The following is a 25927-nucleotide window of genomic DNA, read 5'->3' on the forward strand; positions in this document are numbered from 1 at the left end:
ACCGTCCCTCACGGGAAAAATCCCTCCACGCCCCTATCCTGCCCTTGCCCTCCACACACGTTCGACCGGGAGCTGACCTGCGATGTCGGAGCGTCCGGACCGCCGCCCCCCGCCGTCTCCCAAGCGCCCGCCCTGGCGCCGCTCCACGTCCGCGCCCGCCACGCCCCCCGCCTCCCCGCCGGCCGCCGGACGGCCGGCGCCCGCCGGGGCCGCACCGCCCGAGCACCGCAGCGTGATCGACTCCGCCGTCTACCGCGACGGCCGCCGCGTCGCCTCCCCCGCCACCCTCGCGGACACCTTCCGGCAGCTGCACGAGGAGCCGGACGGCATGGCCTGGATCGGCCTGCACCGCCCGACCGAGGCCGAACTGCATTCCCTGGCCGCCGAGTTCAACCTCCACGAGCTCGCCGTCGAAGACGCCCTGGAGGCCCACCAGCGCCCGAAGCTTGAGCGCTACGGAGACACCCTCTTCGTCGTCCTGCGCGCCGCCCGCTACCTGGACGCGCCGGAGGAGGTCGAGTTCGGTGAACTCCACGTCTTCGTCGGCCCGGACTTCCTGATTACGGTCCGCCACGGAGCCGCCCCCGACCTCTCCGCGGTCCGCCGCCGCATGGAGGGAACCCCGGAACTCCTGTCCCTCGGCCCGGAAGCCGCCCTGTACGCCATCCTCGACGCGGTGGTCGACGGGTACGCCCCCGTCGTCGAGGGCGTCCAGAACGACATGGACGAGATCGAGACCGAGGTCTTCCGCGGCGACCCCGAGGTCTCCCGCCGCATCTACGAACTCTCCCGCGAAATGGTCGAGTTCCAACGCGCCACCCGCCCCCTGGTCGGCATGCTCCACGGCCTGATGGCGGGCTTCGCGAAGTACGGCACCGACGAGGAGCTCCAGCGCTACCTCCGCGACGTGGCCGACCACGTCACCCACACCAGCGAACGCGTGGACGGCTTCCGCCAGGCCCTGACCGAAATCCTCACGGTCAACGCCACCCTGGTCTCCCAACAACAGAACGCCGAAATGCGCGCCCTGGCCGAAGCCGGCTTCGAACAGAACGAGGAGATCAAGAAGATCTCCTCCTGGGCCGCCATCCTCTTCGCCCCGACCCTGGTGGGAACCATCTACGGCATGAACTTCGAGACCATGCCGGAACTCCACTGGGCGGCGGGCTACCCCTTCGCAATCCTGCTGATGGCGGTGGTCTGTACGAGCCTGTACGTCATCTTCAAGAAGCGTGACTGGCTGTAGCGATCCACCGCACGAGCTTGATCGACTTAGCGCAAGCGAACCATGGATCACGCCCTCAGAGGCCCCGTGGGGAGAATCTGGGGAGAATGCGCGGCAGAGGGTCGACCACCCTCAGCGTCGCCGCCTCAACGGGGGCGGCGCCCGGCGCAGTCGTCGCCAGCCGCGCTCCGCAGGAACTGGCCATTCGATCTGCCCTGCATTTCCAGTACGTGACACGCAACCGGAAAGCCCACTCGCAGGCCAGCGGGCCATGCAGTCAGCCAGGGACTCGCGAAGACATGGCCGACTTGCACCCTTGCCGCCCACACGATCATGACGGTGTATCAGGTTATGTCAGTGGCCGCAGCTACAACCGATCTGGAGGTCCGCATGGCGTGGACCGATGGGGAGGGAATCAGCATGCCGAAGGTTCCGGACGGATACGTGCGCGTACGAAGCCACCTCCGCCGCAAGCCGGGGCCGAAGTCTGCCAAGGGCCTGAGCGTCTGGGCAGTGGCCGGCCTGTGCGCGGTGGTGTGGCTCTGGGGCCAGGTCTTCGGGTTCGGCGACAGCACCACCGAACAGCAGCCCGCGCCGAAGCCCGCCGTCTCCGCGCCAGCGGCCGGGCAGTGACGGCCCGGCGACGGCGAAGCATCCGGTGGCGACCGCGCAGTACCGCAGACCTACTGGGTGCGGCAGCCGTTGCCCTCGCGCTCACGGTCGCCCTGGCACAGGCCGCATCGCGCCTCCTGACGAGGGCCGCCGCGGCCTGGCCACTGGTGGTCCTGATCGGTCTCGCCCTCGCCGTCGGCTTGGCCTGCCTCCGGGTACGGGGCTCCCGTCGGCATCGCGCGGACAGCGAGAGACTGGCCCGTCTGCGCATCACCTTGTCCGAGTTGGACGCGATGGACGACCAGCAGTTCGAGTACGCGCTGCGCGACCTCCTCGTCCGCGACGGCTGGGCGGCCAGGAGGGTGGGCGGCGGCGGAGACCAAGCCGCGGACGTCATCGGCGTCCGGATACCCCTCGGGCGGATCGTGGTGCAGGCGAAGCACACCCGTGTCGGCGGCAAGGTCGGCTCGTCGGTGATGTACCAGGTGAACGGAACGGCGGGTCCCGCACACAGGGCGGACCACGCGGTCGTCGTCACCAACGGCGCATTCACCCGCGACGCCATGGCGTGGGGCGACCGACACGGCGTGCGGTGGGTGGACCGCGACCGACTGAACCACTGGGCCCACGAGGGCAAGGCGTTGCACGAACTCCTCGGCCTGCCCGCAAGACGCGCGCGCCTGCCGTGGCGTCGAGCGGCATGAGAATCAGCGCGTGACCCGCCAACGAGAACGGGTGGCACAGCATGTGCTGTGCCACCGGTTCTCAGGCAAGGGCAAGGTCTTCCGGGACGTACTGAGGGGCCACTCCGAGCAGCGCGTCGACAGCCGCACGCCCCTTGCCTCCGGCCTCGGGCATGAAGGCGTAGTGGTCGAGGGTGATGGTCGGGCTGGAGTGGCCGAGCCACCGGGCGAGGGTGACGACGGATTCACCCGCCTCGCGGATCACGGAAGCGTAGGTGTGTCGGAGTACGTGAAAGCCGTCCCTGCGGGAGGTCTTCCAGCGCCGGCCCTTCTCCCGCACGGGGATCACGCCGGCCTTCGCCAGGGCGGGCTTCCACACCTCGTCGTTGAAGATGTTGGCGCGGATGGCATTGCCGTAGGTCGTGGCAAGGACCAGTGGGAAGGAACGCTTCTCCCGATCCGCTTCGGGACCGCCCCAGGGCAGCTCGACGTCGACAGCCGGCGTCCGCCTGCGCTGGGAGGCGGTCACAGCCGCCGACCTGTACGCCCGCCTGAGGCCCCGCCCCGGCCTCGACGCGGAACGTGAGCTGCACACCCTGGCCCGCTGCCCGCTGCTGCTCATGGACGACCTCGGCGCTGCCAAGGGCAGCGAGTGGACGGAGGAGCCGACCTACCGGCTGATCAACCACCGGTACGAGTACCTGCGCCCCACGCTGCTCACGACCAACCTTCCCGTCCCCGAGCTCCGCACCGCCCTCGGCGACCGCGTGGCTTCCCGCCTCTCCGAGATGACCCACCGGGTCGTCCTCGACGGCGCCGACCGCCGTCGCACCTCCCCTGCCGCATGAACGCGCCAACCCCTTGGAGCACCACCCGCTCGACCACCACCTCCCACCGCACGCAGACGGCTGAGCGGTACGCACTGGCCATCGCAGGCTGCGTCATCGTCGCGCTCACCGCAGCAGGATTCTGGCTCTCCCGCCCATCTCGCCGAAGTCGCGGGGCAGCACGGCCTCAGCGCTTCCCCAGCCCGCCAGTGGGCGTGGCCGGCAACGCATCGACGACGGGACCAAGCCCGGAACAACCAGCCAGGAGAGCGCGAAGCTGTGCGTAGCACGTCGGCGTAGCAAGCTGCTGGCAAAGGAGCACGAGGCCCTGGGCCGGGCCGCGGCCTACCTGTCTCAGGCGAACGTCGCGGGAAGACCATCTACCTGGCGCGACGCTCGGACCAGGCTCTGGCCAGTGACGATCCGTCTTCCCGGGCAGCTGCGGCTGGGGAGAATCTGGGGAGAACGAAGCCCCGCTGGGGAGCTGCTGGGGAGCTGCTGGGGAGGATCGAGGTCGTCGGCCTCCACGACTGTGGGCACGGAGCCGCCGGACCGCAGGGGGGTCACGTATAGAACAGCAGTCACATCCGCAGCACACCGGTCAGGGTAGTTCAGCACCGCGGGACCGCCGGCGCGGGACGAGGCGCCGGCGGTCCCGCGGCGGGGACGGTCACATACCGTGCGTCGGCATGTCCTGTGTGCACACCACGTGGACGACCAGGTCGGCCGGCTCGATCCGCGAGTGCGCGCGGTGGTGGTGCGGTGACGGCAGGAGCTGGCCCTTGCGTACGGCGACGATCCAGCCGGTCGCGGTGTCGTTGGGGCGGCTCTCCAGGAGGTCGGCGGGTTCCTCGATGAAGCGGGCGTCCTTGCTGGCCTTGATGGTGAAGCCGCCGCTGTAGGCCTGGAAGGGCGCGGGACAGAACAGCTCTTGGGGGCGGCCGTCGGCGCCGCCGTGGATCACCTTGCCAGTGATGTGGCGCGGCGGCTGGGGCGGGTCCGCCGCGGCCGGGGCGGCGCAGAGGCCGAGCAGGGTCACGGCACTCGCGACGGCCGCGAGAGCGGCCCGAGTCGTGCGCATGGCAGTGGTCCTCCTTGGAGCAGGGGAAGGGGAGTCGGCCCATTGCTAGCAGCGCGCCGTTCCGCGCCCCTGCGGACACGCAGAGTGGGACACCAAAGGGCCATGCCGAATCGTTCCGCTCGGACGTCAGCTCCCAAGTCGCTACGGTGTGTGATCTACTCGCCTCGTTCAGTCACCCTACGTGGTCACCCGGCTCTGTCCGGGTGGCTGCCATGCGCTCTTAAGGAGCCTGATGTACCGCAGAGGGAGATGGGCGCTCGCGGTCTGCTGTGCCGCGATCGCACTGTCCGCCACCGCACCCGCCGGCGCCTCCGTCCCGTCCACCCGCTCGAAGCCCTCCCCGACGCACGAGTCCCCGGTCCGGTCGGGCGGCATCCGCATCACCGACGAACAGGTCCGCGAGGAGGTCCGCCCCGCCGAGGTGGGGGCCCTCGGCCAGGACGCCGCCGAACAGCTGGCCCGCGACCGCATCGGCATGCGGGCCATGGACCACGGCTACTCGCAGCCCATGCGGACCCGCAGCCTCAAGCGGCTGACCGAGTCCCAGAAAGAGATCAACTCGGCGTTCGACGCGAAGACTTGGGGCAAGTTCACCGAGTACTTCCCCAGCCCCGACTTCGGTGACCACGTCGCGCTGCTGCCCACGGGCAAGGTCCTGCTGTTCTCCTTCGAGCCCGTCGAGGACAACCCGAACAAGGAGACCGCGCCCACCGATGTCATCGGCGGCGACAACGCCGGGCGCGCCTACGTCTGGAACCCGGAGGAGGGCACGAAGGCCTCCGCCTTCAAGGCCGTACCGCCGCCCACGGTCGAGATGGACGACGGCACCGGCGACGAACGGCCAGCGCCGATCTTCTGCGCCGGGCACTCCTACCTGCCCAACGGCATGGTGGGCATCTTCGGCGGCAACCTCGGCGGCAACCACGGCTCCGGCGCCCACCTCGCGCTGGTCTTCGACCCGTGGAAGGAGACCTGGCTCCAACAGCAGGACATGGCGGAGGGCCGCTGGTACCCGTCCGTGGTCACTGGCGCCGACGGCCGGCAGTTCATCACCTCCGGCCACTCCGACGTCGGTTGGGGCGTACTGTCCAAGAGCATCGAGCGCTTCCCGGCCAAAGGCACGGCCGTCGCCCACGACCCGGCGACCAGGCCGCTGCACCAGCCGCTCGACAAGTGGCCCGTCAAGGCGGAGTTCACGGTCGACTACCCGCATCTGTTCTCGCTGCGCGACGGCCTGATCTACGGCTTCGGGCGCAACTACGACGAGCAGTACGTCTTCGACCCGGAGCAGCAGACCAGCCGCAAGCTGACCAACCGCCCCGACGGCGGCATGCGCAACTACGGCTCCGCGGTCGCCCTGCCCAACGGCGTCAACGGCCCGGACTCCGTCCTGATCCTGGGCGGCAACCGCAACGACCCCAACACCTACAAGTTCTCCGGCGGCCGCTGGACCAAGGACACCCCGCGCGCCTTCGGCCGCACCCAGGACGACACGCTGATCCTGCCCGACGGCAAGCTGTTCACCGTCAACGGCGGCTACGACATCCGCGACTACGGCAACGGTCCGTACAACCCCAACGCCGACGAGAAGTACCGGCAGATCGAGCTGCGCGACGACAGCGGCCAGTGGCGCCTCGGCCCCGTCCAGCGGCTGCCGCGCGCCTACCACTCCAACGCGGTGCTGCTGCCCGACGGCCGCATCATGGTCACCGGCGACGAGCTCCAGCAGATCGCCAACGACCCGGACGTGAAGTCCGACATGAACGGCACGATCGAGATCTACGAGCCGGCCTACCTGCACCAGGGCGACCGCCCGGCGCTGTCCGGCGTCCCCACGTCCCCGCAGGGGTACGCCGCCAACCTGCGGGTCAGCACCAGCACTCCGGACCGGGTCAGCCGGGCCGTCCTGATGGCCCCCATCACCTCCACCCACTCGGTGGACACCAGCCAGCGCCGGCTCGAACTGCCCATCGCCAGCCGCGCCGGCAACAAGCTGGTGCTGCGCACCCCCGCCTCGGCCGAGGAAGCGCCCCCCGGGTACTACCTGCTGTTCCTGCTCGACGACCAGGGCGTGCCCAGCACCGCCCAGTGGGTGCAGCTGCGCCCGGGCGCCTGACCGCGCCTCTCCCCGTCCCCGACACCCTCAGGGAGACTCATGCCCGCTCAGCTCACGCTGCGCGACAGCACCGAGATCCAGGGCGACATCCTGGCCGGTTTCAAAAAGGACCACATGTCCTTGCTCCTCCTCCAGTTCGGCGACGTCACCGCCGCCCGCTCCTGGCTGGAGGCCCTCGTCCCGCAGATCGCCACCACCCGGCAGGTCGCTGAATTCAACGCCCGGTTCAGCGAGGCCCGGCGCAACTCGATGGGCGACGACCCCCAGCACCTCAAGGCCACCTGGCTGGGACTCGCGCTCACCCATCCCGGACTCCAGTTCTTCACCGGCAAGGAGAAGATCTTCGACTCCGTGCCCGGCGGGAGTACGGTCGAGGCGTTCGTCCAGGGCGCGTCCGACCGGGCGCTGGCCCTGGGCGACACCGACGACAGCGACCCGAAGGGCTGGTTGTTCGGCTACGACCACTCCCGCGTCGTGCACGCCGTCCTGACGATCGCCTGCGACACCGAGGACGACCTCAGGAACGAGCTGGCCCGGCAGCGTGAGGCGGCTTCCCGCGCCGGGGCCGTCGTGGTCTTCCAGCAGGACGGGACCACCCTGCCCGGCGACTCCGCGGGCAAGGAGCACTTCGGCTTCAAGGACGGCGTCAGCGAGCCGGGCGTGCGCGGCTTCGAGGAGGAGGACCCGGCCCGCCCCGGCTATGTGCTGGGCCACCCCGGCACCCGGTTGATCTCGGCCGACAAGTTCGTCGTCGACGCCACCGGCGACGGCAAGCGGCCCGCCGGTGTCCCGCCCTGGATGCGCAACGGCTCCTTCCAGGTCCTGCGCCGCCTCCACCAGGACGTGCCCGGCTGGTGGGCGCAGGTCGGCATCGAGCTCAAGCAGCTCAAGGCCGCCAAGGCGGTCGACGACCGGACCACCCAGGAGTGGCTCGCCGCCCGTCTGGTGGGCCGCTGGCCGTCCGGCGCGTCGGTCGCCAACTGCCCGATGAAGCCGGCCGGGAAGCCGGAGCCCGAGCCGGACAACGACATCACCTTCAAGGACGACCCCGACGGTCTGGTCACCCCGCTCTTCTCCCACCTGCGCAAGACCAACCCGCGCGACGGACTGGTCGACGAGGGCGAGCTCGTCGACGAGAAGTTCATGGACGAGCGGCGCATCATCCGCCGGGGCATCCCCTACGGGCGGCCCTTCAACCCCACCCAGGGCGAGGGAGGCGGCGCCGACGACCCCCGGGGGCTCGTCTTCGTCTGCTACCAGGCCGACCTGGTGCGGCAGTTCGAGTTCATCCAGGCCGACTGGGTCAACGACCCCGACTTCCCGCACGACCGCCCGCACCCGCCGGGCCCCGATCCCATGGTGAGCGGGCAGCTGACCGATGTGAACGACGGCCAGGTCAGCTTCGAGAGCCGTAACGCGGCGGGCGAGCGGCAGACCACGGCGCTCGGGTTCCGCCCGTTCGTGAGGACCGAGGGCGCGGTGTACGCCTTCAACCCCTCCCTGAGCACCCTGCGCGGTCTCGCCCAGGGGCGCCTGGAGAGCGGCGGGTCGGTCACGCCCGTGCCGGATCCCCAGGCGCGGCCGGTCGACGCGGTGGTCCCCCAGCCCGGGCACTCGGGCCGCTACCTCGCCTTCCAGGGCGGCAGGGCCGTCCCGCTCAGCTCCTCGGTCGGCGGTGGCGACGCCACCCTCGCGCTCGAAGGCTCGGGCGGGCGGCCGCTGTCCTTCTGGGACGACCTGCACGACATCAAGCGAGTCGACGCCGCCTGGCCCGTCCCGGGCCGGCAGGAGGTCGGCGGGGAGTCCGGCCACTGGCTGTTCTTCACGGGCGACGACGGCAGGCAGCGCTACCGGTGCGTCCTCGTCGACGGACAGGAGCCCGTCCGGGTCTGGGTGGACGGCAACCGGGCGCGGCCGCTGAGCCAGTGGAGCTCGTTCGACGCCGCGCCCGACCCCGTCATCCATGTCGACGCGGTGCTGCCGATCCCCGACAAGCAGCCCGGGGGTGACGGCCGGTACTACTACTGGATGTTCCACACCACGCCCGCGGGCCAGCGGTACCGGATCGTCTCCCTGCAGGCCGGGGGTTACCGGGACCGCCGCGAGACGGACGACAGCGGGCTCGGCATGTGGCCGTCCCTCGCCGGGGTGGAGCATGTCGACGCCGTCCAGGCCGTGCCTGGCCGGCAGCCGGGCAACGTCCAGAACTGGTACTGGGTCTTCCACAAGGGCGGCTACCGGGTGATCAGCGTCGCCGACGGCTCGGCGCACACCGACGCCGTCGTCCAGCGGGACCGCCCGCTGCCGGGCTGACCCCACCCCACCGCCGAGGCCCTCGGGAACCCACTCCGGGGGCCCTGCCGTGACCGCTCACCCGCCGGTCAAGGGGTTGGGCAGGGGCCGGCAGCGGGCGTCGGCGCCGTCCGTGCCGATCCCACCCGCCGACTGCGCACTCGCCGCGCCCGCTGACCTGACGCCCTGCCTGGCCCTCGCCCACCCCGCCCGCGCGGGGATGGGCGAGGACCGGACAGACACCTCAGGCGCCTAAGACTTGGGTCGGTAGGCCGTGGGCTGTGGCGGGGATCGTTGAGCGGCTGGTGCCGGATGAGCTGTGGAAGTTGTTGCAGCGGGTGGTGCCTGAGGCTCCTTCGCGGCCTCAGGGTGATGGCCGACGTATCGGCACGGTGAGCAAACCCGGCAAGCTCCACGCCGACAAGGGCTACGACTACCACCACCTGCGACAATGGCTCTCCGACCGAGACGTTCGCCACCGCATCGCCCGCAAAGGCATCGAATCCTCTCAGCGGCTCGGACGACACCGGTGGACCATCGAACGCACCGTGGCCTGGCTCGCCGGCTGCTCGACGGCTCCACCGCCGCTACGAACGCAAAGCCGACCACTTCCTTGCCTTCACCAGCATCGCCTGCACCCTCATCTGCTGCCGCGCCGGTGTCCCGTGCCGTGACCTTGCGGGTGCTGGCGAGGCAGCGTGTGTCAGTGGCGGAGGGGACGGAAGAAGGCGTGAATGCCATCCACGAGGAGGTTGGGGACTTCCAGGGCGGGGAGGTGGCCGCCTTCGGTGTGCTCGTGGAAGGAGACGGTGCCGGCGCCGGACGTGGTGGTATGTCGTCCGCTACACGTTGAAGAACAACACAGAGAACAGCGTGCTCTTTGTGCGGGCGGAGGTGGGTAGCGGAGGATGTCGTAGATGTTGCCGGTCTGGGCTCCAGCCAGCGACGGCATCTGGGCCGATCTCAGTGTCTCGCTGGGGAGAATCTGGGGAGTACGAGCGGCTCTGGGGAGTGCCTGGAGAGAATCGGCTACACGAAGCAAAACAGCCCTGAAAGACGCCGAAAGGGGTCCTGGGCCGCCATCCTCTTCGCCCCGACCCTGGTCGGCACGATCTACGGCATGAACTTCGAGGAGATGCCGGAGCTGAAGTGGGCGGCCGGTTATCCCTTCACGATCCTGCTGATGGCCGTGGTCTGCACGAGCCTGTACGTGATCTTCAAGAAGCGGGACTGGCTGTAGTCAGCAGATCAAAATCCACTCGGCTCTTGCGCACGCCCGGACGCGGGCGGCGGGGTCGTACGCCGACGCTCGCGATCCGGGTGCATCCGAGCGCGGCCGGATACCGGAAGAGAAGGTGTCCCATCCCCCCGGCGACGGCGGACGGCGTCCGGCCGGGGTGGCCGCGACGGCCTCGCGACGCCGATACCACCGCTGTGGAATAAGACCATGCAGACATTTCTCCCCTATCCGAGCTTCTCCGACTCCGCGGCAGTACTCGACCGGCGGCGGCTCGGCAAGCAGCGCGTCGAGGCGCTCCAGGCCTTCCGAGGACTGACCGTGCCGACGTACGGGTGGCGCCGCCACCCCGCGGTGCGGATGTGGACCGGATACGAGGAGGCGCTGGTGCGCTACGGACTGGACGTCTGCAGCACCTGGACCGCCGAGGGCCTCGCCGACACCTGCTCCGTCACCCTGATGCAGGACTACCTCGCCTGGCGTCCGTCAGCCGTGGTACGCGAGCAGAGCGGGCTCGCGGCGGCCGGCGACCTGCCGCCCTGGCTCGGTGACCCCGCCTTCCACCGCAGTCACCAGTCCGCGCTTCTGCGCAAGGACCCGGAACACTACCGCCGCCACTTCCCCGACGTACCGGATGACCTGCCTTACCTCTGGCCGGCGTCCGACCGGGAGAGCGGCGATCCGACAGGCTGAGGGCCGGTGCTTCCCGGGCCGGAATCCGACGAAGAGGAGTGGAGTGGAGTGGACATGCGACGGCGCCCCCCGAAGCCGGCCGACGGGGCCGAGGGCCTGTTCGACGTGTCGGACCTCGTGGCGGCGGCCGCTTCGGCGGAGGCGGAGGGAGCCCGGCCGTTCCGCGACGGACCGCAGGCGCAGAGGCTGCTGCGGGTGACGGAGATCCACGCGGAACCGGCCGCCGCCGCGTCCTGGCGGGGCCGACAGATCCTCGCACGCTTCCCGGACGCGCGGCTCGTCGAGACGGAGTCCCACTGGCGCATCCCGCACCTGCACGGCAACGAGGGGAACGTCGGGCGCTGGGTCAGGATCAAGCGGGAGACGCTGGTCCTCGGCGAACGCACGTCCCTCTCCGTCCGGCCGAACGGGCGGTCCGCCGACTGGATCGCGCCGGGCCTGTCCAACGGATGCGCCATGGCCTGCGCGTACTGCTACGTCCCGCGCCGCAAGGGTTTCGCCAACCCCATCACCGTCTTCACCAACGTCGACCGTGTCCTGAGCGCCCTCGGCCGCCACATCGCGGCCACCGGCCCCAAGAGGGAACCCAACCAGTGTGACGAACGGGCCTGGGTCTACGACATCGGCGAGAACGGCGACTGCTCGGTGGACGACCTGATCAGCGACAACACGGCCGACCTCGTCCGCGCCTTCCGCCGCTGGCCCACGGCCAAGGCCTCGTTCGCGACCAAGCTGGTCAATCCGGATCTGCTGCGGCTCGATCCGCAGGGCCGCACGCGAATCCGATTCTCCCTCATGCCGCCGGAGGATTCCCGCCTCCTGGACATCCGCACCAGCCCGGTCCCCGCCCGCGTCGAGGCGGCCGCCGACTTCCTGGACGCCGGCTTCGAGGTGCACTTCAACCTCTCTCCGGTGGTGATCCGCCCGGGCTGGAGCGAGGGCTGGGGCGATCTGCTGTGCATGATGGACGACGTACTGCCGCGGCGGGTCAAGGAACAGGCCGCGGCGGAGATCATCATGCTCACCCACAACCAGGACCTGCACGAGGTCAACCTCGGCTGGCACCCCCGCGCCGAGGACGTCCTGTGGCGACAGGACCTCCAGCAGCCCAAGCGGTCCGAGAACGGCGCCTGGAACGTGCGCTACCGCAACGCGGTCAAACGAGAGGCCGTCGAAACCCTGTCCCGCATGATCCGGAACCGGACACCCTGGCTCCGCGTGCGGTACGCCTTCTGACCGGCGTCCGCCGCCCAGGCGGCACACCCCCGCCGGCCCCGCCCCGCTCCGGTGGGCCGCGGCGAGGCGCTCCGGGGCGACCTCGGGCGCACCGGCGTCCTGCCAGGCCTCCCGGGCGCGAGGACGGCCAGTTGCTCACCGCGGTCCGGCTTCCGGGCCTCCACTCCTGGGTTACCCACCATCACCGCCTTCGGGGACGACGGCCGGGACACCGCCGCGCAGCGACGGCGGTCAGGGGGTTTCGGTGGTGAGGAAGTGGAAGCCGGGCCGGGGGTGCATCAGGAACTCGTGGTGGGAGATGTTCCAGGCGTAGGCGCCGGCGAGGGCGAAGACCACGCGGTCGGCGGCGCGCAGGGCTTCCACCGGCTGCCGGTGGGCGAAGACGTCCTTCGGGGTGCACAGCTGCCCGGCCACGGTGGCGCGGCCGGTGGTGACGGCGGGGCGGGACCAGGGGTGCGGCCACTCGGCGACGGGCAGCACGGTGAACGGCTGGTCGTGGCCGCGGGTGGCGGGGGTGCGCAAGTGGTGGGTGCCGCCGCGCACCACCGCGAAGTCCTCGCCGTGGCTCTGCTTCACGTCGAGCACCTCGGTGGCGTACCAGCCGCAGTACGCGGTCAGGGCCCGCCCCGGTTCGATGCGCAGGGTCAGCCCGGGGTGGCGGTCGAGCAGCTTCTCCAGACCGGTCCCGAAGGCGGTCCAGTCGAAGCGGGCGGCCGGGTCGGCGTAGTCGACGGCCATGCCGCCGCCGATGTTGACCTCGTCGAAGGTGAGGGCGTGGCGGTCGGCGAGCTCCGCGGACCAGTCGGTGATCCGCTCCGCCACCGCCACCTGGGCGTCGGCGTCCAGGCCGCTGGCCAGGTGTGCGTGGATGCCGCGCAGCCGCAGCCGGCGGCCGAGCGGGCCCGCCAGCAGGCCTACGCATTCCCCGGCGGTGTCCGGGTCCATGCCGAACGGGGTGGGCCGGCCGCCCATCGCGAGGGCCACCGAGTCCAGTTGGCCGGAGGCTACCGGCAGGTTGACCCGCAGCATGACGTCGACCGGAGCCTGCGGCGTGGTCGCGAGCACCTCGGCCAGCCGGTGCAGTTCCTGTACGCCTTCCACGTGCCAGCGGTGCACCCCGAGGGCGACGGCCTCGGCGATCTCGGCCGGGGTCTTGCCCGGGCCGCCGAAGGCCAGCGGTGCGTCCGGCACGGCCCGGCGGACGTGCGCCAGCTCTCCCCCGCTGGAGACCTCGTAGCCGTCGACCGATCCGCGCAGCGCCGCCAGGACGGCCGGCTCGGGGTTGGCCTTGGCCGCGTAGTACAGCTCGACGCGGGCGGGCAGCGCCGCGCGGACGGCCGCCGCGTGGCGGCGCAGCGCGTCCAGGTCGTAGACGTACGCCGGCAGCGCGTCCGGGGCGAGCGCGGCCACGTGGTCGCGCACCAGGGGGGTGAGGGTCATCGGGTGCTCCAGGCGGAGGGGCGGGCGGCTTCGGCCAGGACGGACTCGGCGATCGGGGAGGGCAGGCGCACGTAGTCGGCCGCACGGTCGGCCTTGCGTTCCCAGCGGGTCAGCAGGTTGGCCTTGGCCGGGAGCGGGACGCCGGCGAGCAGGGCGCTCAGTCGGGGCGGGCAGCCGTGCTCGTCGGCGTAGGACTGCAGGGCGGAGCGGACGCCCTCCCACAGGGCGCCCTCCAGCTCCGGGTACTGGTCGGCGAGGGCCGCGAGCAGTTCGGAGACGTGGTTGACGAGGAGGCAGTAGACCACCCGGTCCCAGCCGCGCTGCGGGTCGTAGGCCATCGGCCCGGCGACCTCGGGGGGCAGCTGCGCCAGCAGCGCGGCATTCTGCTCGGGCACGAGCTTGGTGCCCTCCAGGTCGCGGAAGAGGACCTGGGCCGGGAACCCGTCGCCGTCCACGCCGATCAGCACGTTCTGCAGGTGCGGCTCCAGGACCACGCCGTGGTCGAAGTACGCGGCGAGCACGGGCGGCAGCAGCAGCCGCAGGTAGGCCGCCCACCAGCGCAGGGCCTCGTGCGGCGCGGCGCCGTCGAGCAGCCGGGAGACGTGGGCCGAGCTGGTCGGGTACTCGTCGGCCACGGCCGCCGCCAGCAGCGGGGTGACACCGGGCCGCAGGACGCCGCCCAGGCCGTCGCGGACGATCAGACCGAAGCCCTCGAACAGGGCGAGGTCGGCGCTGCCGCCGGGGCCGGGCAGGGCCAGCGTGCGGAAGGCCGGCTCGCGCAGCATCGCGGCGTCGGGGAACCTCCGGGCCAGCTCGCCGAGTGCCGGGGCCAGCAGCCGGGTCAGGGCGACGGCCCCGGTCAGCTCGTACGCGGCGTTCTTGCGCAGGCAGTTGGTGATCCGGACGTTCAGGCTGAACTTCAGGAACGCGTCCTCGCCGTACAGGGTGCGGACCGAGGCGGTCGCGGTGAACGGGTCGCCGCCCGGGCCCAGGTCCAGTACGTCGCCCCGCTCGACGGCGGCCCGGAGGGCGGGGTTGTCGCGCAGCAGCTCGTACTGCCAGGGGTGAGCGGGCAGCAGCCGGTAGCCGGCGGGGACCTCGCCCAGAGCGTCGACCATCGCGGTCACGGCCGGGTCGAGGCTCTCCTCGGCGAGCAGCCCGGCACGTACCGCCAGGTGGCGCAGCCGGAAGGAGGCGCGGGCCTCCGGCGCGTACGCGGCCCACGCGGCGCGGTCCTCGGAGCGGGACTTGGGGGCGGGGTGGAAGCGGTGCCCGAACAGGAGGGCCTGCTCGGACTCCAGGTAGCGGTCGGCGCCGGACTCGCCGCGGCCCGACAGGGCGCTGGCGACGCCCTCGTGGCTGGAGGCCACCTGCTCGATGAACTCCTCGTTGCCGACTCCGCTGCGCAGGGTCAGCTCCTGTCCGAGGTATTCGGCCAGCCGGTGCCAGGGCAGCTCGGCCCAGCCGTCCGGGCGTTCCTCGAAGACGGGTCCGGTGAAGCGGTGCGCGCCGATCAGAGAGGTGCGGCGCAGCGCGACCCGGAGCAGTACGCCGCGCCGCGGCAGGCGGATCAGCAGCCGGCCGTCGACGACGGCGCTCTGGTGCTCGGGGCCGGACACCTCGCGCAGCAGGCAGTTGAGCAGGGTGTGCGCCACGGCGTGGTCGGCGGCGGGCAGGCCTACGGCGGGGGAGGTCAGCGGCTGTACGGGCAGAGGCATCAATGACTCCATCGGCTACGGGGGAAGAGGGCGAGCGCGGCGGCGCCGAGTGCGGTGGCCAGCGCGGCGGCGGTGCCGATCAGCACGGGGGCGGAGGAGCCGAGCGTGCTGTTGGCGAGGGCCGCGACGGCGCCGGCGGCCACCGCTCCGCCCTTGGAGACGAATTCGAGGGTGCCGAACATGCGTCCGGGGGCGCGGCCGTGGGCGGCTTCGGCAGCGAGCACCGAGAGGCAGACCAGGCCGAGGGTGAGTCCGGCGCCGAGCAGCAGGCGCACCAGGACGAAGGCGGGCAGGGAGTGGGCGACGGCGTGGCCGGCCAGGCCGAGGGCGACGAAGGCGAAGCCCAGGGCGATGCCGGCCCGGGGGCGGTCGAGGAAGGCGGTGTGCACGCGGGCGGCGAACACCAGGTAGCACAGGTGCGGCAGGGCGAAGAGGAGTCCCGAGACGGATCCGGAGATGCCGGGCAGCCGTTCCTCGACCAGGGATATCAGATACGGGAAGGAAATGATGGTGGAGAAGACGAACACGAACTCGAAGGCGTACAGCAGGCGCAGCGGTCCCGCCGCCGGTGCGGGCGCCTGCGACTCGCCGGCTTCGGTGGGTGCCGCGGGGCGGCCCGGCTCGGGCAGCAGGGCCAGCAGTCCGGCGGCCGCCAGCGGGAGGACCGCCATCACCAGGTACTGCCGGTGCGGTGAGATCCACGGGGTCAGCGCCCCGACCAGGATCGGCGCGGCGACCAGCGAGGCCCGGGCACTGCCCTGCATCAGGGTGAGGGCCTTCGACAGCCGGGGGCCGTCGAGGGCGGCGGCGAGGTAGCAGTTGGTGGCGGCGAAGGTGCCGCCGAGGAACCCCTGCAGGACGAGGGCGACCGTGAAGGCCGGCAGGCTCTGCGCGGCGCCCGCCAGCAGGAAGGAGACGGTGAGGCCGAGTTGGGCGCGGAGCAGGAGCCGCTTGCGGCCGAACCGGTCGGCCAGCCGGCCCCAGAGCGGTGCGCCCAGCGCGCTGAACACCGTGGGCACGATGTAGAGCACGCCGGCCCAGCTGCCCGTCGGGTCGCCGAGGGCCGGCAGGATCGCGGTGAGGTAGGGCGGCAGGCCGAGGGCCGCGAAGGAGGCGACGAAGTAGCACGCGGCAATGGCGTGCACCTGTCTGCGGTCCAGGCCGGCCGAGCGCCGCGGGGTCACCGCGGAGCCGGCCAGGGTGTCGGTGCCCATGGTGTCGGTGCTCATCTCACGACCCCCGTCCGCTTCAGGTAGTTGGGACCGCTGGTGTAGTGCTTGTTGATGTCGGCGGCGCCGGATCTCTCCTTGCTGAGCAGGGTGCCCGCGGTGACCATGGCCTTGACGGGGAGCCGGTCGGCGTCCAGCAGGTCGGCGCGCAGCGCGGCGCCCTCGGGGCCCAGGCCGTCGACGGCCCGGGTCAGCCGTTCGCGCAGCAGGCCGAGGGTGCTCTCCAGCGGGATCCGGCCCCGGTCGGCCAGGGCGAAGGCGAGCGAGGCCGTGCACAGGTGGCCGGTGATGGTCGTGAACAGGTCGGTGAGCGGGCGGTCGCTGTCCGAGAAGATCCGCGCGTCGTCGAACTCCTTGGAGGACGGCGCGAGTTCGCCCAGCGCGGCGTCCAGGCGGGACCGGTTGATCCGCAGGCCGTCGTTGTCCTTGTAGAGGAGCCGGAGCCGGGTGGCGCCGCCGGCGCGGTCGAACACCAGGGAGGTGTTCTGCTGGTGCGACTCCAGGGCGATGCCGTAGCGGAAGAGGGTGGTCTGCCAGTCGAGCAGGAGGCTCAGGAACGCGTCGTACAGGGCGAGCGGGTCGCCGTCGTAGAAGCGTTCGGCGAGGTGGTCCACGACCAGCCGCCCGCCGGGTGCGACGGCCGCGAGCGAGGCCAGCGGTACGGTCACCGCCTGCTCCAGGCCCGCCGGATAGCGCCGCAGCAGTACGGCCAGCAGTTCGTGGCCGCCTTCGGCGTAGCTCTGCTCGTCGGCGTGCAGAACCGTCTCTGCGAACCGCGGTTCCAGACCGATGACGGTTTCCAGCAGGCGCTGGCCGGCGGCGCCGTCGGGGAGGACGCCCGCCTTGATGGTGCGGCGGTTGCGCATCCCGAGGGTGGCGGTGGCCAGCGGCAGCTTCAGGTGGCAGCGCGGGTCCCGGGCGACGGCCACGGTCCGCATCGACAGCGTGGGCACGACGTCCAGGTACGGCACGGGGCCCGGTACGGCCGTGCCCTCCAGACCGGCCTCGCGCAGGACCTGCCGCAGCGGGCCCCCGGCGGTGAGCGGGTGGACGGGTACGGTGACGTGGCTGTCGGTCAGGCCGGGCAGTCCGATCAGCTCGGGGCCGGGCCACCAGTCGGGCAGCGGCTCCAGGGCGTGCAGGTCCAGTACGCCGTGGGGGACGGCCAGCCAGTGGAGCCGGAACGACGGGTGGAACTCCGGGGCGTGGCGCGCGAGTTCGTCGGCGGTGAGGCCCGAGCGGCCCCGGGCGGTCGGGTACACGGGGTGGTCGAGGTACGCGGCCAGGGTGTCCTGGGCGAGCGAGGCACCCAGGCCGGCCCAGCGGGCGGGGTCGCTGCCGTAGCGGGCGGCCAGGGCGGCGAGCACCCCGGGCTGCGCCGTGTCGTGCAGCTCCATGGTGGCCAGGGTCTGCCGGCACTCCTCGGCGAAGGCGTCGTGGCCGCCCCGGTCCTGGGGTTCGGCCCGCTCGCGCAGCGCGGCCAGGATGCCGTCCAGGGTGTCGAGCCGGGCGCCGTCCACCTCCAGCAGCGGCAGCCGCGCGGCGTACTCGCACTGGAAGCCCTCCTCGGCCACGGGCAGCAGCAGCGCGCTGCCGTCCAGGTCGAGCCGCAGCCACGCGCCGTCCGCCCGGTGTACGGGGACGCTGCGGGTGCGCAGGCCCAGCACGTCCTCGCGCAGCAGCGCGGACAGCACCCGCAGGGTCAGCTGCCGTTCGGCGCTCACGGGGTGATCTCCCACTGGTGGGCGGCGGCGAACTCGGCTGTGACGCGGCGTAGTTCGGGGAGGTCAGGGCCGAGAGCCCAGATCATGCCGAGGTAGTCGCGGTTGGTGCGGTAGTGCGGGTGGCGTTCGCCGAGGGCCCGCAGGGGGCGGTAGGAGAGTTCGACGCCGTCGATCACCAGGTCGCAGGCCTCGGGGGCGGAGCTCAGGGTGCCGGCCCGGTCGGCGCAGACGGCCAGGTTGTGGGCCTGGACGTCGGTCCGGGAGCCGAGGTCGGCGGGGAGCGGCTCGCCGAAGTGGGTGCGCAGGACGTGCTCGAAGTAGGGGATGTCCAGGATCCGGGCCATCGCCAGGTCGGTCCGGTCGCCTATGGCACGGTAGTTCACCTCGATGAGGCGGGCCCGGCCGTCGGCCTGGACGGTGAACTCGGTGTGGCAGGCGCCGAAGCCGACCCCGAGTGCGTCCAGCTGGGCGAGGACCTGGTCGACGACGGGCCGGGGGTGCGCGTGGGCGAACTCCATCACCTCCTCGATGAAGCCGGGCGGTGGGGAGAGCCGGGTCCGGAAGCCGCCGAGCACGTGGAGGCGGTCTCCGTCGCCGAGGGTCTCCAGCGTGCACAGTTCGCCGGCCAGGTATTCCTCGATGACCAGGGCCCCGTCGGGGCGGCGGTGCCGGATCTCCTTGCACCGCTGCACCAGTTCGCCCATGTCCTCGGCCAGGGCAACGTCCTCGCTGGCCACGCCCTCCCTGGGCTTGACGATGCAGGGGAAGGCAATGGCCTGGACATCCTGTTCGGCCGGGTCCTGGCCGGGGGCCAGTTCGGCCGACCGGACCGCGTCCAGCCCGGCGGCCGCCAGGTGGCGGCGCAGCTCGGCCTTGTTCTTCGTGCGCAGCGTGGCCTTCCAGTCCTTCGCGGGCAGTCCGAAGTACCCGGCGGCGAGGGCGGCCTGGGTCTGGAGGTGGTCGCTGTTGGTGAAGACGGCGTCCGGTGCGTGGTGGCGCGAGACGAGGCCGACGACCTCGCGGAAGTCACGTACGTCGCACTCCAGCACCTCGGGTGGGCAGGGCAGTGCGGCGTAGGCGCGGCGGTGGGGTTCGGCCGCGTCGGAGAGGACGGTGACGTCGAGGCCCAGTCGTGCGGCGGCCGGCAGGAAGCCCTCCGTGACGGAGTCCGTGGGGTTGAGTGCGAGCAGGTACAACCGCATGGGGGACGGTCCTCTCCTGGGGGTGGTGGCGGTGGGGCGGGCGGGGGCGGGCCGCGTCGGCCCGCCCCGTATCCGGGCTACTTGGGGGCGTCGACGCCCGCGGCCTTGGCGATGTCGATCAGCATCTGGTCGGCGGCCTGCACCCCGATGCCGGACATCCAGGTCTCGTCGGGGACGTTGAAGACCTTGCCGTTCTTGACGGCGTTCAGGCCCTGCCACACCGCGGTGCTCTGGACCTCGCTCTGCTTGGTCTTGGTCGGGTCGTCGGCGACGGTCACGAAGACCAGGTCGGCGTCGGCCTTGTTGATCTCCTCGGCGCTGACGTCGAGCATCGCCGCGTCGACGTCCTGCGAGGCGGGACGGGCGAGGCCGACGTCCTTGAGCACGGTGCCGCTGAAGGAGGCCTTCTGGTACAGGCGGGTCGGACCGGCCACGAAGCGCACGACGGAGGCGGTCGGGACGGTGCCGGAGTTCTTCTCCTTGATGGCCTGGCCGAGCTTGGCGGCACGGGCCTGGTAGTCGTCCAGGGCCTTCTTCGCCTCGGTCTCCTTGCCCAGGGCCTGGGCGTACAGGGCCAGGTTCTCCTTCCAGGGCAGGCCGGTGGTCTCGGCGAGGACGGTCGGGGCGATGGCGTTGAGCTTGTCGAAGACCTTTCCGTGGCGGACCTTCGAGGAGAGGATGACGTCGGGCTTCAGGGAGGCGATCAGTTCCAGGTTCGGCTCCGTCATCGGGCCGACGTCCTTGGTGTCCTTGATCTTGTCCTTGAGGTAGTTCGGGAAGCCGCCCTCGGTCTTCATGTGCGGGGAGACCGCGCCGACCGGGGTGATGCCGAGCAGGGTGACGTCGTCCAGCTCGCCGCTGTCCAGGACCACCACGCGCTTGGGCTGGGCCTTGATCTCGGCCGTGCCGGCCGCGTGCTTGACGCTGCGCGGGAAGCCGGCGGCCGCCGGGGCGGCGCTCTGGCCGGCGGCGGGCTCGGCGGCGTCCCCTCCGTCCTTGCCGCCGCAGGCGGTGAGCAGGGCGGTGGAGAGCGCGAGGGAGAGGACGGCGACGGGCAGTCTGCGGGGACGAGCGGTGCGGGCCATGGGGGTTCCTTTTCTGTGTTTCTGGGCAGGGCGGGGCACCGGGACCCCGATGGTGACTGGGGCCCGGAAGGGTGCGGGAGCGGGAAAGCGGCGGGTCAGACGGTGGCGGTCCGTGCGCTGCGGGCCTCGGCCGGGATGCGGGCGCGCGGGATGACCAGCGGGGTGCCGGTCTCGGGGTCGGGGACCACCTGGCAGGGCACCTGGAACACGGATTCGACCAGTTCCTCGGTCAGCACCTCCGCCGGCGGGCCGGCGGCGGCGAGTCTGCCGGCGTGCAGCACGACGAGGTGGTCGGCGTACCGGGCGGCCTGGCCCAGGTCGTGCAGCACCATCACCACCGTGCGGCCGGCTTCTGCGTGCAGGTCGGAGACCAGGTTCAGGACGTCGAGCTGGTGGCGCAGGTCCAGGAAGGTGGTCGGTTCGTCGAGCAGCAGCAGTTCGGTGTCCTGGGCCAGCGCGAGGGCGATCCAGGCGCGCTGGCGCTGGCCTCCGGAGAGCCGGTCCACGGGCTGGTCGCGCAGGGCGGCGGTGCCGGTGCGCTCCAACGCCTCCTCGACCGCGGCCTGGTCGGCCTTCGACCAGGGGGTCAGCATCCGCTGGTGGGGGAAGCGGCCGAGCCTCACCAGCGATTCGACGGTGATCGCCTCGGGGGTGACGGGCTGCTGGGGCAGCAGTCCCATCCGGCGGGCCAGGGCGCGGGCGGGCATGCGGTGGACGTCGGCGCCGTCCAGGGTGACCGTCCCGGAGGCGGGGTCGAGGAGCCGGACCAGGCCGCGCAGCAGGGTGGACTTCCCGCACGCGTTCGGGCCGACGATCGCCGTCACCGCGTTGGCGGGGAGGGTCAGGTCGAGGCCGCCGATGATCTCCCGGCTGCCGTAACGCAAGGTCAGGTTCTGGGTGGCCAGCTGGTTGGCGGTCATGAGTCGTTCCTCTGGGGAAGCCGGCCCTGTCGGATCATCAGCCACAGCAGCCACGGGGCGCCGAGGGTCGCGGTGACGGAGCCGACGGGCAGGCCGTGGACGGGCAGGACGTGCAGGACGAGGAGGTCGGAGGAGAGCAGCAGGACGGAGCCGACCAGCGCGGTCAGCGCCAGGGTCGCCACGGTGGGCGGACCGGCCAGCAGGCGGACCAGGTGCGGCACGGCGAGTGCGACGAAGGCGACCGGGCCGGTGAGCGCGGCGGCCAGCGAGGCGAGGGCGATGGTGAGCAGGAGCAGCCAGAGCCGGTCCCGGTTCGGGCGCAGGCCGAGGCCTCCGGCGGAGTCGTCGCCGAGGTCGAGTACGCAGACCCGGCGGTTCACCAGGAAGGCGCCCGTGGCGGTCAGCGCGATCGCGCCGCCGGCCGCCCAGACCTCGGGCCAGCTGCGTCCGTACAGCGAGCCGGTGGTCCACTGCATCGCGGAGGTGGCGAGTTCGGCGGGGAAGCGCACGATCATCAGGTTGACCGCCGCGGCCAGGCCCTGCTGCACCGCCAGGCCGACCAGCACCAGCCGGGTCACGGCCATCCGGGAGCGCCAGGCGAAGCCGCCGAGCAGGAGCGCGGCGAGCAGTCCGCCGCCCAGCGCGGCGAGGGGGATCATCGCCTGCGAGGCGCCGGTGGCCAGCATCAGGGTCGCGCCGAAGGAGGCACCGCCGGTGACACCGATGGTGTCGGGGGAGGCCAGCGGGTTGCGGAACAGCCGTTGCAGCATCGAGCCCGCCACGGCGAGACCGGCGCCCGCGATCAGCGCGGAGACCACCCGGGGCGCGCGGAACTGGCGGACGACCAGCACGTTTCCGGGGTCCCCCAGGCCGGCCAGCGCACGCAGCGCCTCCCCGACGGACATCTTCACCTGGCCGGTGCCCAGCGCGAGGCCGGTCAGCCACAGCAGCAGTGCGGCCGTGACGGCGCACCAGGCCAGCGTACGGGCCCTGGCCCGGGCCCGGGCGCTGCGGCGGGCGGGGGCCGGCGCCGCCCCGGGGGCGGTGAGGACGGTGGTCATCGGGCCACCTTCCGGGCCAGTACGGCGAGCAGCGGCGCGCCGAGGAAGGCCGTCACGATGCCGACCTCGATCTCGGAGGGGCGGGCCGCCACCCGCCCGAGCACATCGGCGGCGAGCAGCAGGACGGGTCCGGCGATCAGGCAGCCGGGAACCAGCCAGCGGTGGTCGCCGCCGAGCAGGGGACGGACCAGGTGCGGGGCCGCCAGGCCGATGAAGGCGACCGGGCCGGCGACCGCCACGGCGCAGCCGGCCAGCAGCACCACGGCGACGGTGCCGGTCAGCCGGATCCGGGCCACCGGCACACCGAGCGACTGCGCCGTCTCGTCGCCGAGGGCCAGCGTGTTGAGGGCCGGGGAGATGGCGAAGGCGGCCAGCAGGCCCAGCGCCACGAAGGGCAGTACGGGGGTGAGGACCTCCAGGTTCCGGCCGCCGACCGAGCCGGCCAGCCAGAACCGCGCCTCGTCCAGCGTGCGGTGGCTGGCGAGCATCAGCGCCGAGGTCCAGGAGGTCAGCACCACGGTCAGGACGGTGCCGCTGAGGGCGAGACGGACGGGGTCGAGGTCACCGCCCCGGCGGGACATGGCGAACGCGGCGAGGGCCGCTGCCGCCGCTCCGGCGAAGGCGAACCAGAGGTACTCGATCGGCCGGTCGAGCCCCAGCGTGAAGATGGCGGTGACCACGGCGAAGCCGGCCCCGGCGTTGATGCCGAGAGTGACGGGAGAGGCGAGGGGGTTGCGGGTGACGCCCTGGGCGACGGCCCCGGCCACCCCGAGGGCCCCGCCGACCACCAGGCCGATGAGCGTGCGCGGAACCCGAAGCCCCGTCACCACGTCGGCGTCGCCGCCGTGTACGTCGCCGAGCAGTGCGTCGAGCACGGTGGGCAGCGGGATCGGACGCGTTCCGAGCGCAAGGCTCATGGCCGCGCACAGCCCCAGCGCACCCGTCCCCGCGGCCAGCAGCAGGAGCCGCCGTACCGCCGGGGACCGTTGCGCCGCAGGGGCTGCGGGAGCCGGCAGATCGAGTTTCACAAGACGCATATTAGGTTAGGTTTACCTAAATTCGTCAAGTCCCGCACCGCACCGGCAAGTCGGCGCACCTGCAGACCCTACAGTGGTTGTAAGGTTAGCCTCACCTTAGTCGATATTGCCGAAGTGGGGAGCATCCATGTCCGAGACGCAGCCGGTCCGGCCCCGCGCCGTCGTTGTGCTGGGCTGGACCTACCGGCGTCTCGCAAGCCGGTCCCCCAGCCTCCGCTTCGAGCTGACCCCCTCGGCGCAGCCCCCGGCGGACGGGCGGGACTGGGTCAGCGCGGCCGCCTTCGACCGCCACCAGGAGCAGCTGATCGCGGGCGAATCGGCCCGCATCCAGGCGGGGTACGACTGCGTCCCCCGCGGACACGTGGCGGCCGCACGACTGCTGCACCACTACCTGTGGTCGGTCTGCCTCCTGGTCAGCGGACCCTGGTACCTGGACCGCAGAGTGCCCCGGATCCGGCCCGAGGACGTCTGGATGGACCCCCGGACCGGCGACCTGGCCCTGCGCCCCGGCGACTTCGCCTGCCTGCCCGGCGATCCGGCGGCCCGCCTGCCGGGCGCCCACGTCCTCGCCGGCGAGGACGAGCTGCGGGCCGAGCTGCGGGCCGTGGTCGCCGCCCACGCCGCCCCCGTCCTCGCCGCCTTCGGAAGCGCACTGCGGCGCCGCCCGCAGGCCCTGTGGCGGATGGTCACCGACGAACTGGCCTCCGGCATCTGGTACCTGGGCCGCATGCTCGGCGAAGAGGAGCGCGCCGTCCGGGCGGCCGGCCGGGTGCTGCCCGGCGACACCCCGCCGCTCCCCGGCGCCGCCGCCTTCCGCAGCCTGCCGGGCACCGACGGCCGCAGCCACCCGACCCGCACCCGGCTCGGATGCTGCCTGTACTACACCGTCCGCCCCGGCAACGCCTGCCTCACCTGCCCGCGCACCTCGGACGCCGAACGCGTCCGGCGGCTGGAGGAGGAGCAGCAGGCACCGGCCGCCCCCTCGGCCGCTGCCTGACCCCGCCCGGCCCGGACCGGAGCGTTCCCCGGACCGGGTCGGGCGGCGGATCAGTGGACGACGCTGAAGCTGCGCCAGGGCAGGCTGTCGGGAGCCGTCACGTTCGAGGAGTCGGTGGGGACGTAGATGCCGTCGGCCCCGTCGACCTTCCTGCAGTCCGGGGTCCGGTACAGGATGACGTCCACCAGGGTGTGGTTCTCCACGTGGGCCGCACCCCGCGGCAGTCCGATCCTGTGGCAGCCCTGGACGGGCGTGTTCGCGTACGTGATCTCGACCGGGGAGTCATGGGCGCGGAAGCTGAGCGAGCCCACGGTGGTCCTGTCGGCCGAGCAGGCCGTGGCGGCGAGCAGCAGTACTGCCGCCCCGGTGGTGACGCCGATACGCCGGAAGGGGGACATGGCACGGTCCTCGTCTGTGCGGTGATGGCACTCCTCACTCGCAGACTGGCGAGCCGCGCCGCGGAGGGCATCCCCGGCGCACCCGGCCGGATGACGGCCGAACGAGGCACCCGGCGCCCCGGGGCCGCGCCCCGCCCCCGTACACCGGCCGGGGCGCGCGGGTTGCCCGCCCCGGCGGCGCGCCCGGGGCGCGACCGGTTACGGCTTGGGAAGCGTGCAGCCGGGGCGGGTCAGGTCGAAGACGTTGCCGGCGCCGATGCAGGCCACGATGGTGTAGGTCTCCTGGGCGTAGTTGATGCCCTGGCGGACGGTCACGTTGCCGCTCGCGTCGACCTCGCACGGGTTGTTCACCGTGCAGCGCTGGCCGTCCTCGTTGCCCGTGTTGTTCACGGCGACGACCTTGCCCGTCGTGGTGTCGATCACCGGGGAGCCCGAGGTGCCGCCGATGGTGTTGCAGGAGGAGGTGTAGCGGACCGAGTCCTTCCAGGTCCAGTCGCCCTCCTTGAGGCGGTAGGCGAAGCCGTCGATGTTGCAGCTGTAGATCCGCTTCCAGTACCCCGACACCACCTTGATGGCGGTGCCCTGCACCGGGTGGGCGTCGTTCAGGGTGAGCGCGCTGATGCCGTACTGGCTCTGGATCTGGGCGTACGTCTTGGTCAGCTGGTAGACCGAGATGTCCGTGTCCGTCATCGTCGCGTACGCGATCTTGCTCGCCCGCAGCGTCGCGACCCGCGAGCCCGCCGCGTTCAGCAGGGTGAAGGAGCGCGAGGAGGGCCGGTCCTTGAGGACCTCGCCCGGTCCCGGGAAGCCCGTCTCCAGGCAGTGCCCGTTGGAGAGGACGAGCGCAGGGTCGCCCGGCTGCGAGTTGGGGGTGCGGACGACGGAGCCGGAACAGTTGCTCAGCGCGACCGTCCCGGCGAAGTTCACGGTGACGGCTGCCGCGGCCTTGTCCTGGGGCGACGGCGAGGCCACGGCCGGGGCCGCCGCCGCACCCATCAGGAACAGCGACAGCAAGGCGCCGACGAGAGGCTTCTTCATGTGGGGGTTCCCCTCTGATGACGATGCAACCGAAGATCCTCCGGTTGTCATGGGCATTGTTGGGATCCCAAGCTCA

21 protein-coding genes and 4 pseudogenes are annotated in these 25927 nt (G+C 72.1%); 12 read left to right on the plus strand and 13 right to left on the minus strand.

What is annotated here, in order from left to right; translation table 11 throughout:
* The first annotated feature begins 82 nt into the window (after window positions 1-82).
* The 3 genes from ABZ128_RS23440 (at window position 83) to ABZ128_RS23450 (ending at window position 2541) form a co-directional block, all read left to right on the plus strand.
* Window positions 83-1246 (plus strand): magnesium and cobalt transport protein CorA, encoded by a 1164-nt coding sequence (locus tag ABZ128_RS23440; protein ID WP_356850742.1) that lies wholly within the window; start codon window positions 83-85, stop codon window positions 1244-1246.
* Between the two features lie 399 nt (window positions 1247-1645).
* Entirely contained in the window at window positions 1646-1858 is a 213-nt protein-coding gene (locus ABZ128_RS23445; RefSeq protein ID WP_356850743.1) for a hypothetical protein, read from the plus strand.
* Window positions 1859-1911: 53 nt separating this feature from the next.
* Complete coding sequence (locus ABZ128_RS23450) at window positions 1912-2541, plus strand: restriction endonuclease (RefSeq protein ID WP_356850792.1); 630 nt, start codon at window positions 1912-1914, stop codon at window positions 2539-2541.
* A 61-nt stretch (window positions 2542-2602) separates the two neighbouring features.
* Here ABZ128_RS23450 and ABZ128_RS23455 read toward each other — a convergent pair whose 3' ends face one another.
* On the minus strand, window positions 2603-3049 hold the full coding sequence (locus tag ABZ128_RS23455; protein ID WP_356850796.1) for an integrase: 447 nt from the start codon (window positions 3047-3049) through the stop codon (window positions 2603-2605).
* Here ABZ128_RS23455 and ABZ128_RS23460 point away from each other — a divergent pair.
* Both ABZ128_RS23460 and ABZ128_RS23465 read left to right on the plus strand, forming a co-directional pair.
* A pseudogene (locus tag ABZ128_RS23460) lies at window positions 3015-3368 on the plus strand (ATP-binding protein); the annotation flags it as partial. The gene ABZ128_RS23455 and the pseudogene ABZ128_RS23460 sit on opposite strands and share 35 nt — an antisense overlap.
* Window positions 3365-3575, plus strand: a pseudogene (locus tag ABZ128_RS23465) (hypothetical protein); the annotation flags it as partial. The pseudogenes ABZ128_RS23460 and ABZ128_RS23465, both read left to right, overlap by 4 nt.
* Window positions 3576-4017: 442 nt before the next feature.
* Here the strand turns inward: ABZ128_RS23465 and ABZ128_RS23470 are convergent.
* A complete protein-coding gene (locus tag ABZ128_RS23470; RefSeq protein WP_356850744.1) occupies window positions 4018-4428 on the minus strand; it encodes a hypothetical protein in 411 nt (136 codons plus the stop codon).
* 232 nt (window positions 4429-4660) lie between these two features.
* On the opposite strand from ABZ128_RS23470, the gene ABZ128_RS23475 reads away from it, so the two are divergent.
* From ABZ128_RS23475 to ABZ128_RS23500, 6 genes and pseudogenes are all read left to right on the plus strand, one after another.
* The gene (locus ABZ128_RS23475; protein WP_356850745.1) at window positions 4661-6544 is read left to right on the plus strand and encodes a galactose oxidase early set domain-containing protein; all 1884 of its coding nucleotides are present in this window, start codon (window positions 4661-4663) and stop codon (window positions 6542-6544) included.
* Between the two features lie 39 nt (window positions 6545-6583).
* The gene (locus ABZ128_RS23480) at window positions 6584-8857 is read left to right on the plus strand and encodes a peroxidase (RefSeq protein ID WP_356850746.1); all 2274 of its coding nucleotides are present in this window, start codon (window positions 6584-6586) and stop codon (window positions 8855-8857) included.
* 377 nt (window positions 8858-9234) lie between these two features.
* Window positions 9235-9484: pseudogene (locus ABZ128_RS23485) on the plus strand (transposase); the annotation flags it as partial.
* Window positions 9485-9863: 379 nt separating this feature from the next.
* A pseudogene (locus ABZ128_RS23490) lies at window positions 9864-10076 on the plus strand (CorA family divalent cation transporter); the annotation flags it as partial.
* A 207-nt stretch (window positions 10077-10283) separates the two neighbouring features.
* Window positions 10284-10766 (plus strand): MSMEG_6728 family protein, encoded by a 483-nt coding sequence (locus tag ABZ128_RS23495; protein WP_356850747.1) that lies wholly within the window; start codon window positions 10284-10286, stop codon window positions 10764-10766.
* Window positions 10767-10820: 54 nt separating this feature from the next.
* A complete protein-coding gene (locus tag ABZ128_RS23500) occupies window positions 10821-12002 on the plus strand; it encodes a spore photoproduct lyase family protein (protein WP_356850748.1) in 1182 nt (393 codons plus the stop codon).
* Between the two features lie 231 nt (window positions 12003-12233).
* Here the strand turns inward: ABZ128_RS23500 and ABZ128_RS23505 are convergent, their stop codons facing one another.
* From ABZ128_RS23505 to ABZ128_RS23545, 9 genes are all read right to left on the minus strand, one after another.
* Window positions 12234-13442, minus strand: a complete 1209-nt coding sequence (locus ABZ128_RS23505; protein WP_356850749.1) for a type III PLP-dependent enzyme — start codon at window positions 13440-13442, stop codon at window positions 12234-12236.
* Window positions 13439-15160, minus strand: coding sequence for an IucA/IucC family protein (locus tag ABZ128_RS23510; protein ID WP_356850750.1), 1722 nt, complete (start codon window positions 15158-15160; stop codon window positions 13439-13441). Before ABZ128_RS23510 ends, ABZ128_RS23505 begins: the two co-directional genes overlap by 4 nt.
* Window positions 15160-16389 (minus strand): MFS transporter, encoded by a 1230-nt coding sequence (locus ABZ128_RS23515; RefSeq protein ID WP_356850751.1) that lies wholly within the window; start codon window positions 16387-16389, stop codon window positions 15160-15162. Before ABZ128_RS23515 ends, ABZ128_RS23510 begins: the two co-directional genes overlap by 1 nt.
* Window positions 16386-18113, minus strand: coding sequence for an IucA/IucC family protein (locus ABZ128_RS23520; RefSeq protein WP_356850752.1), 1728 nt, complete (start codon window positions 18111-18113; stop codon window positions 16386-16388). The genes ABZ128_RS23515 and ABZ128_RS23520 overlap by 4 nt, the downstream gene beginning before the upstream one ends.
* Entirely contained in the window at window positions 18110-19315 is a 1206-nt protein-coding gene (locus tag ABZ128_RS23525) for an ATP-grasp domain-containing protein (RefSeq protein ID WP_356850753.1), read from the minus strand. The genes ABZ128_RS23520 and ABZ128_RS23525 overlap by 4 nt, the downstream gene beginning before the upstream one ends.
* 77 nt (window positions 19316-19392) lie before the next feature.
* Window positions 19393-20400 (minus strand): iron-siderophore ABC transporter substrate-binding protein, encoded by a 1008-nt coding sequence (locus ABZ128_RS23530; RefSeq protein ID WP_356850754.1) that lies wholly within the window; start codon window positions 20398-20400, stop codon window positions 19393-19395.
* A gap of 95 nt (window positions 20401-20495) precedes the next feature.
* Window positions 20496-21320 (minus strand): ABC transporter ATP-binding protein, encoded by an 825-nt coding sequence (locus ABZ128_RS23535; protein WP_356850755.1) that lies wholly within the window; start codon window positions 21318-21320, stop codon window positions 20496-20498.
* Window positions 21317-22381, minus strand: coding sequence for an iron ABC transporter permease (locus tag ABZ128_RS23540; RefSeq protein ID WP_356850756.1), 1065 nt, complete (start codon window positions 22379-22381; stop codon window positions 21317-21319). The genes ABZ128_RS23535 and ABZ128_RS23540 overlap by 4 nt, the downstream gene beginning before the upstream one ends.
* Window positions 22378-23298, minus strand: coding sequence for an iron ABC transporter permease (locus ABZ128_RS23545; RefSeq protein ID WP_356850793.1), 921 nt, complete (start codon window positions 23296-23298; stop codon window positions 22378-22380). The genes ABZ128_RS23540 and ABZ128_RS23545 overlap by 4 nt, the downstream gene beginning before the upstream one ends.
* A 247-nt stretch (window positions 23299-23545) precedes the next feature.
* On the opposite strand from ABZ128_RS23545, the gene ABZ128_RS23550 reads away from it, so the two are divergent.
* The gene (locus tag ABZ128_RS23550; protein ID WP_356850757.1) at window positions 23546-24415 is read left to right on the plus strand and encodes a (2Fe-2S)-binding protein; all 870 of its coding nucleotides are present in this window, start codon (window positions 23546-23548) and stop codon (window positions 24413-24415) included.
* A 50-nt stretch (window positions 24416-24465) separates the two neighbouring features.
* On the opposite strand, the gene ABZ128_RS23555 is transcribed toward ABZ128_RS23550, so the two are convergent.
* Both ABZ128_RS23555 and ABZ128_RS23560 read right to left on the minus strand, forming a co-directional pair.
* Entirely contained in the window at window positions 24466-24813 is a 348-nt protein-coding gene (locus ABZ128_RS23555) for a hypothetical protein (RefSeq protein WP_356850758.1), read from the minus strand.
* 198 nt (window positions 24814-25011) lie between these two features.
* Complete coding sequence (locus ABZ128_RS23560) at window positions 25012-25851, minus strand: serine protease (RefSeq protein WP_356850759.1); 840 nt, start codon at window positions 25849-25851, stop codon at window positions 25012-25014.
* Between the last annotated feature and the right edge of the window lie 76 nt (window positions 25852-25927).

Source organism: Streptomyces sp. NPDC006326, assembly GCF_040612915.1.
In the GTDB taxonomy this organism is placed as follows: Bacteria; Actinomycetota; Actinomycetes; order Streptomycetales; family Streptomycetaceae; genus Streptomyces.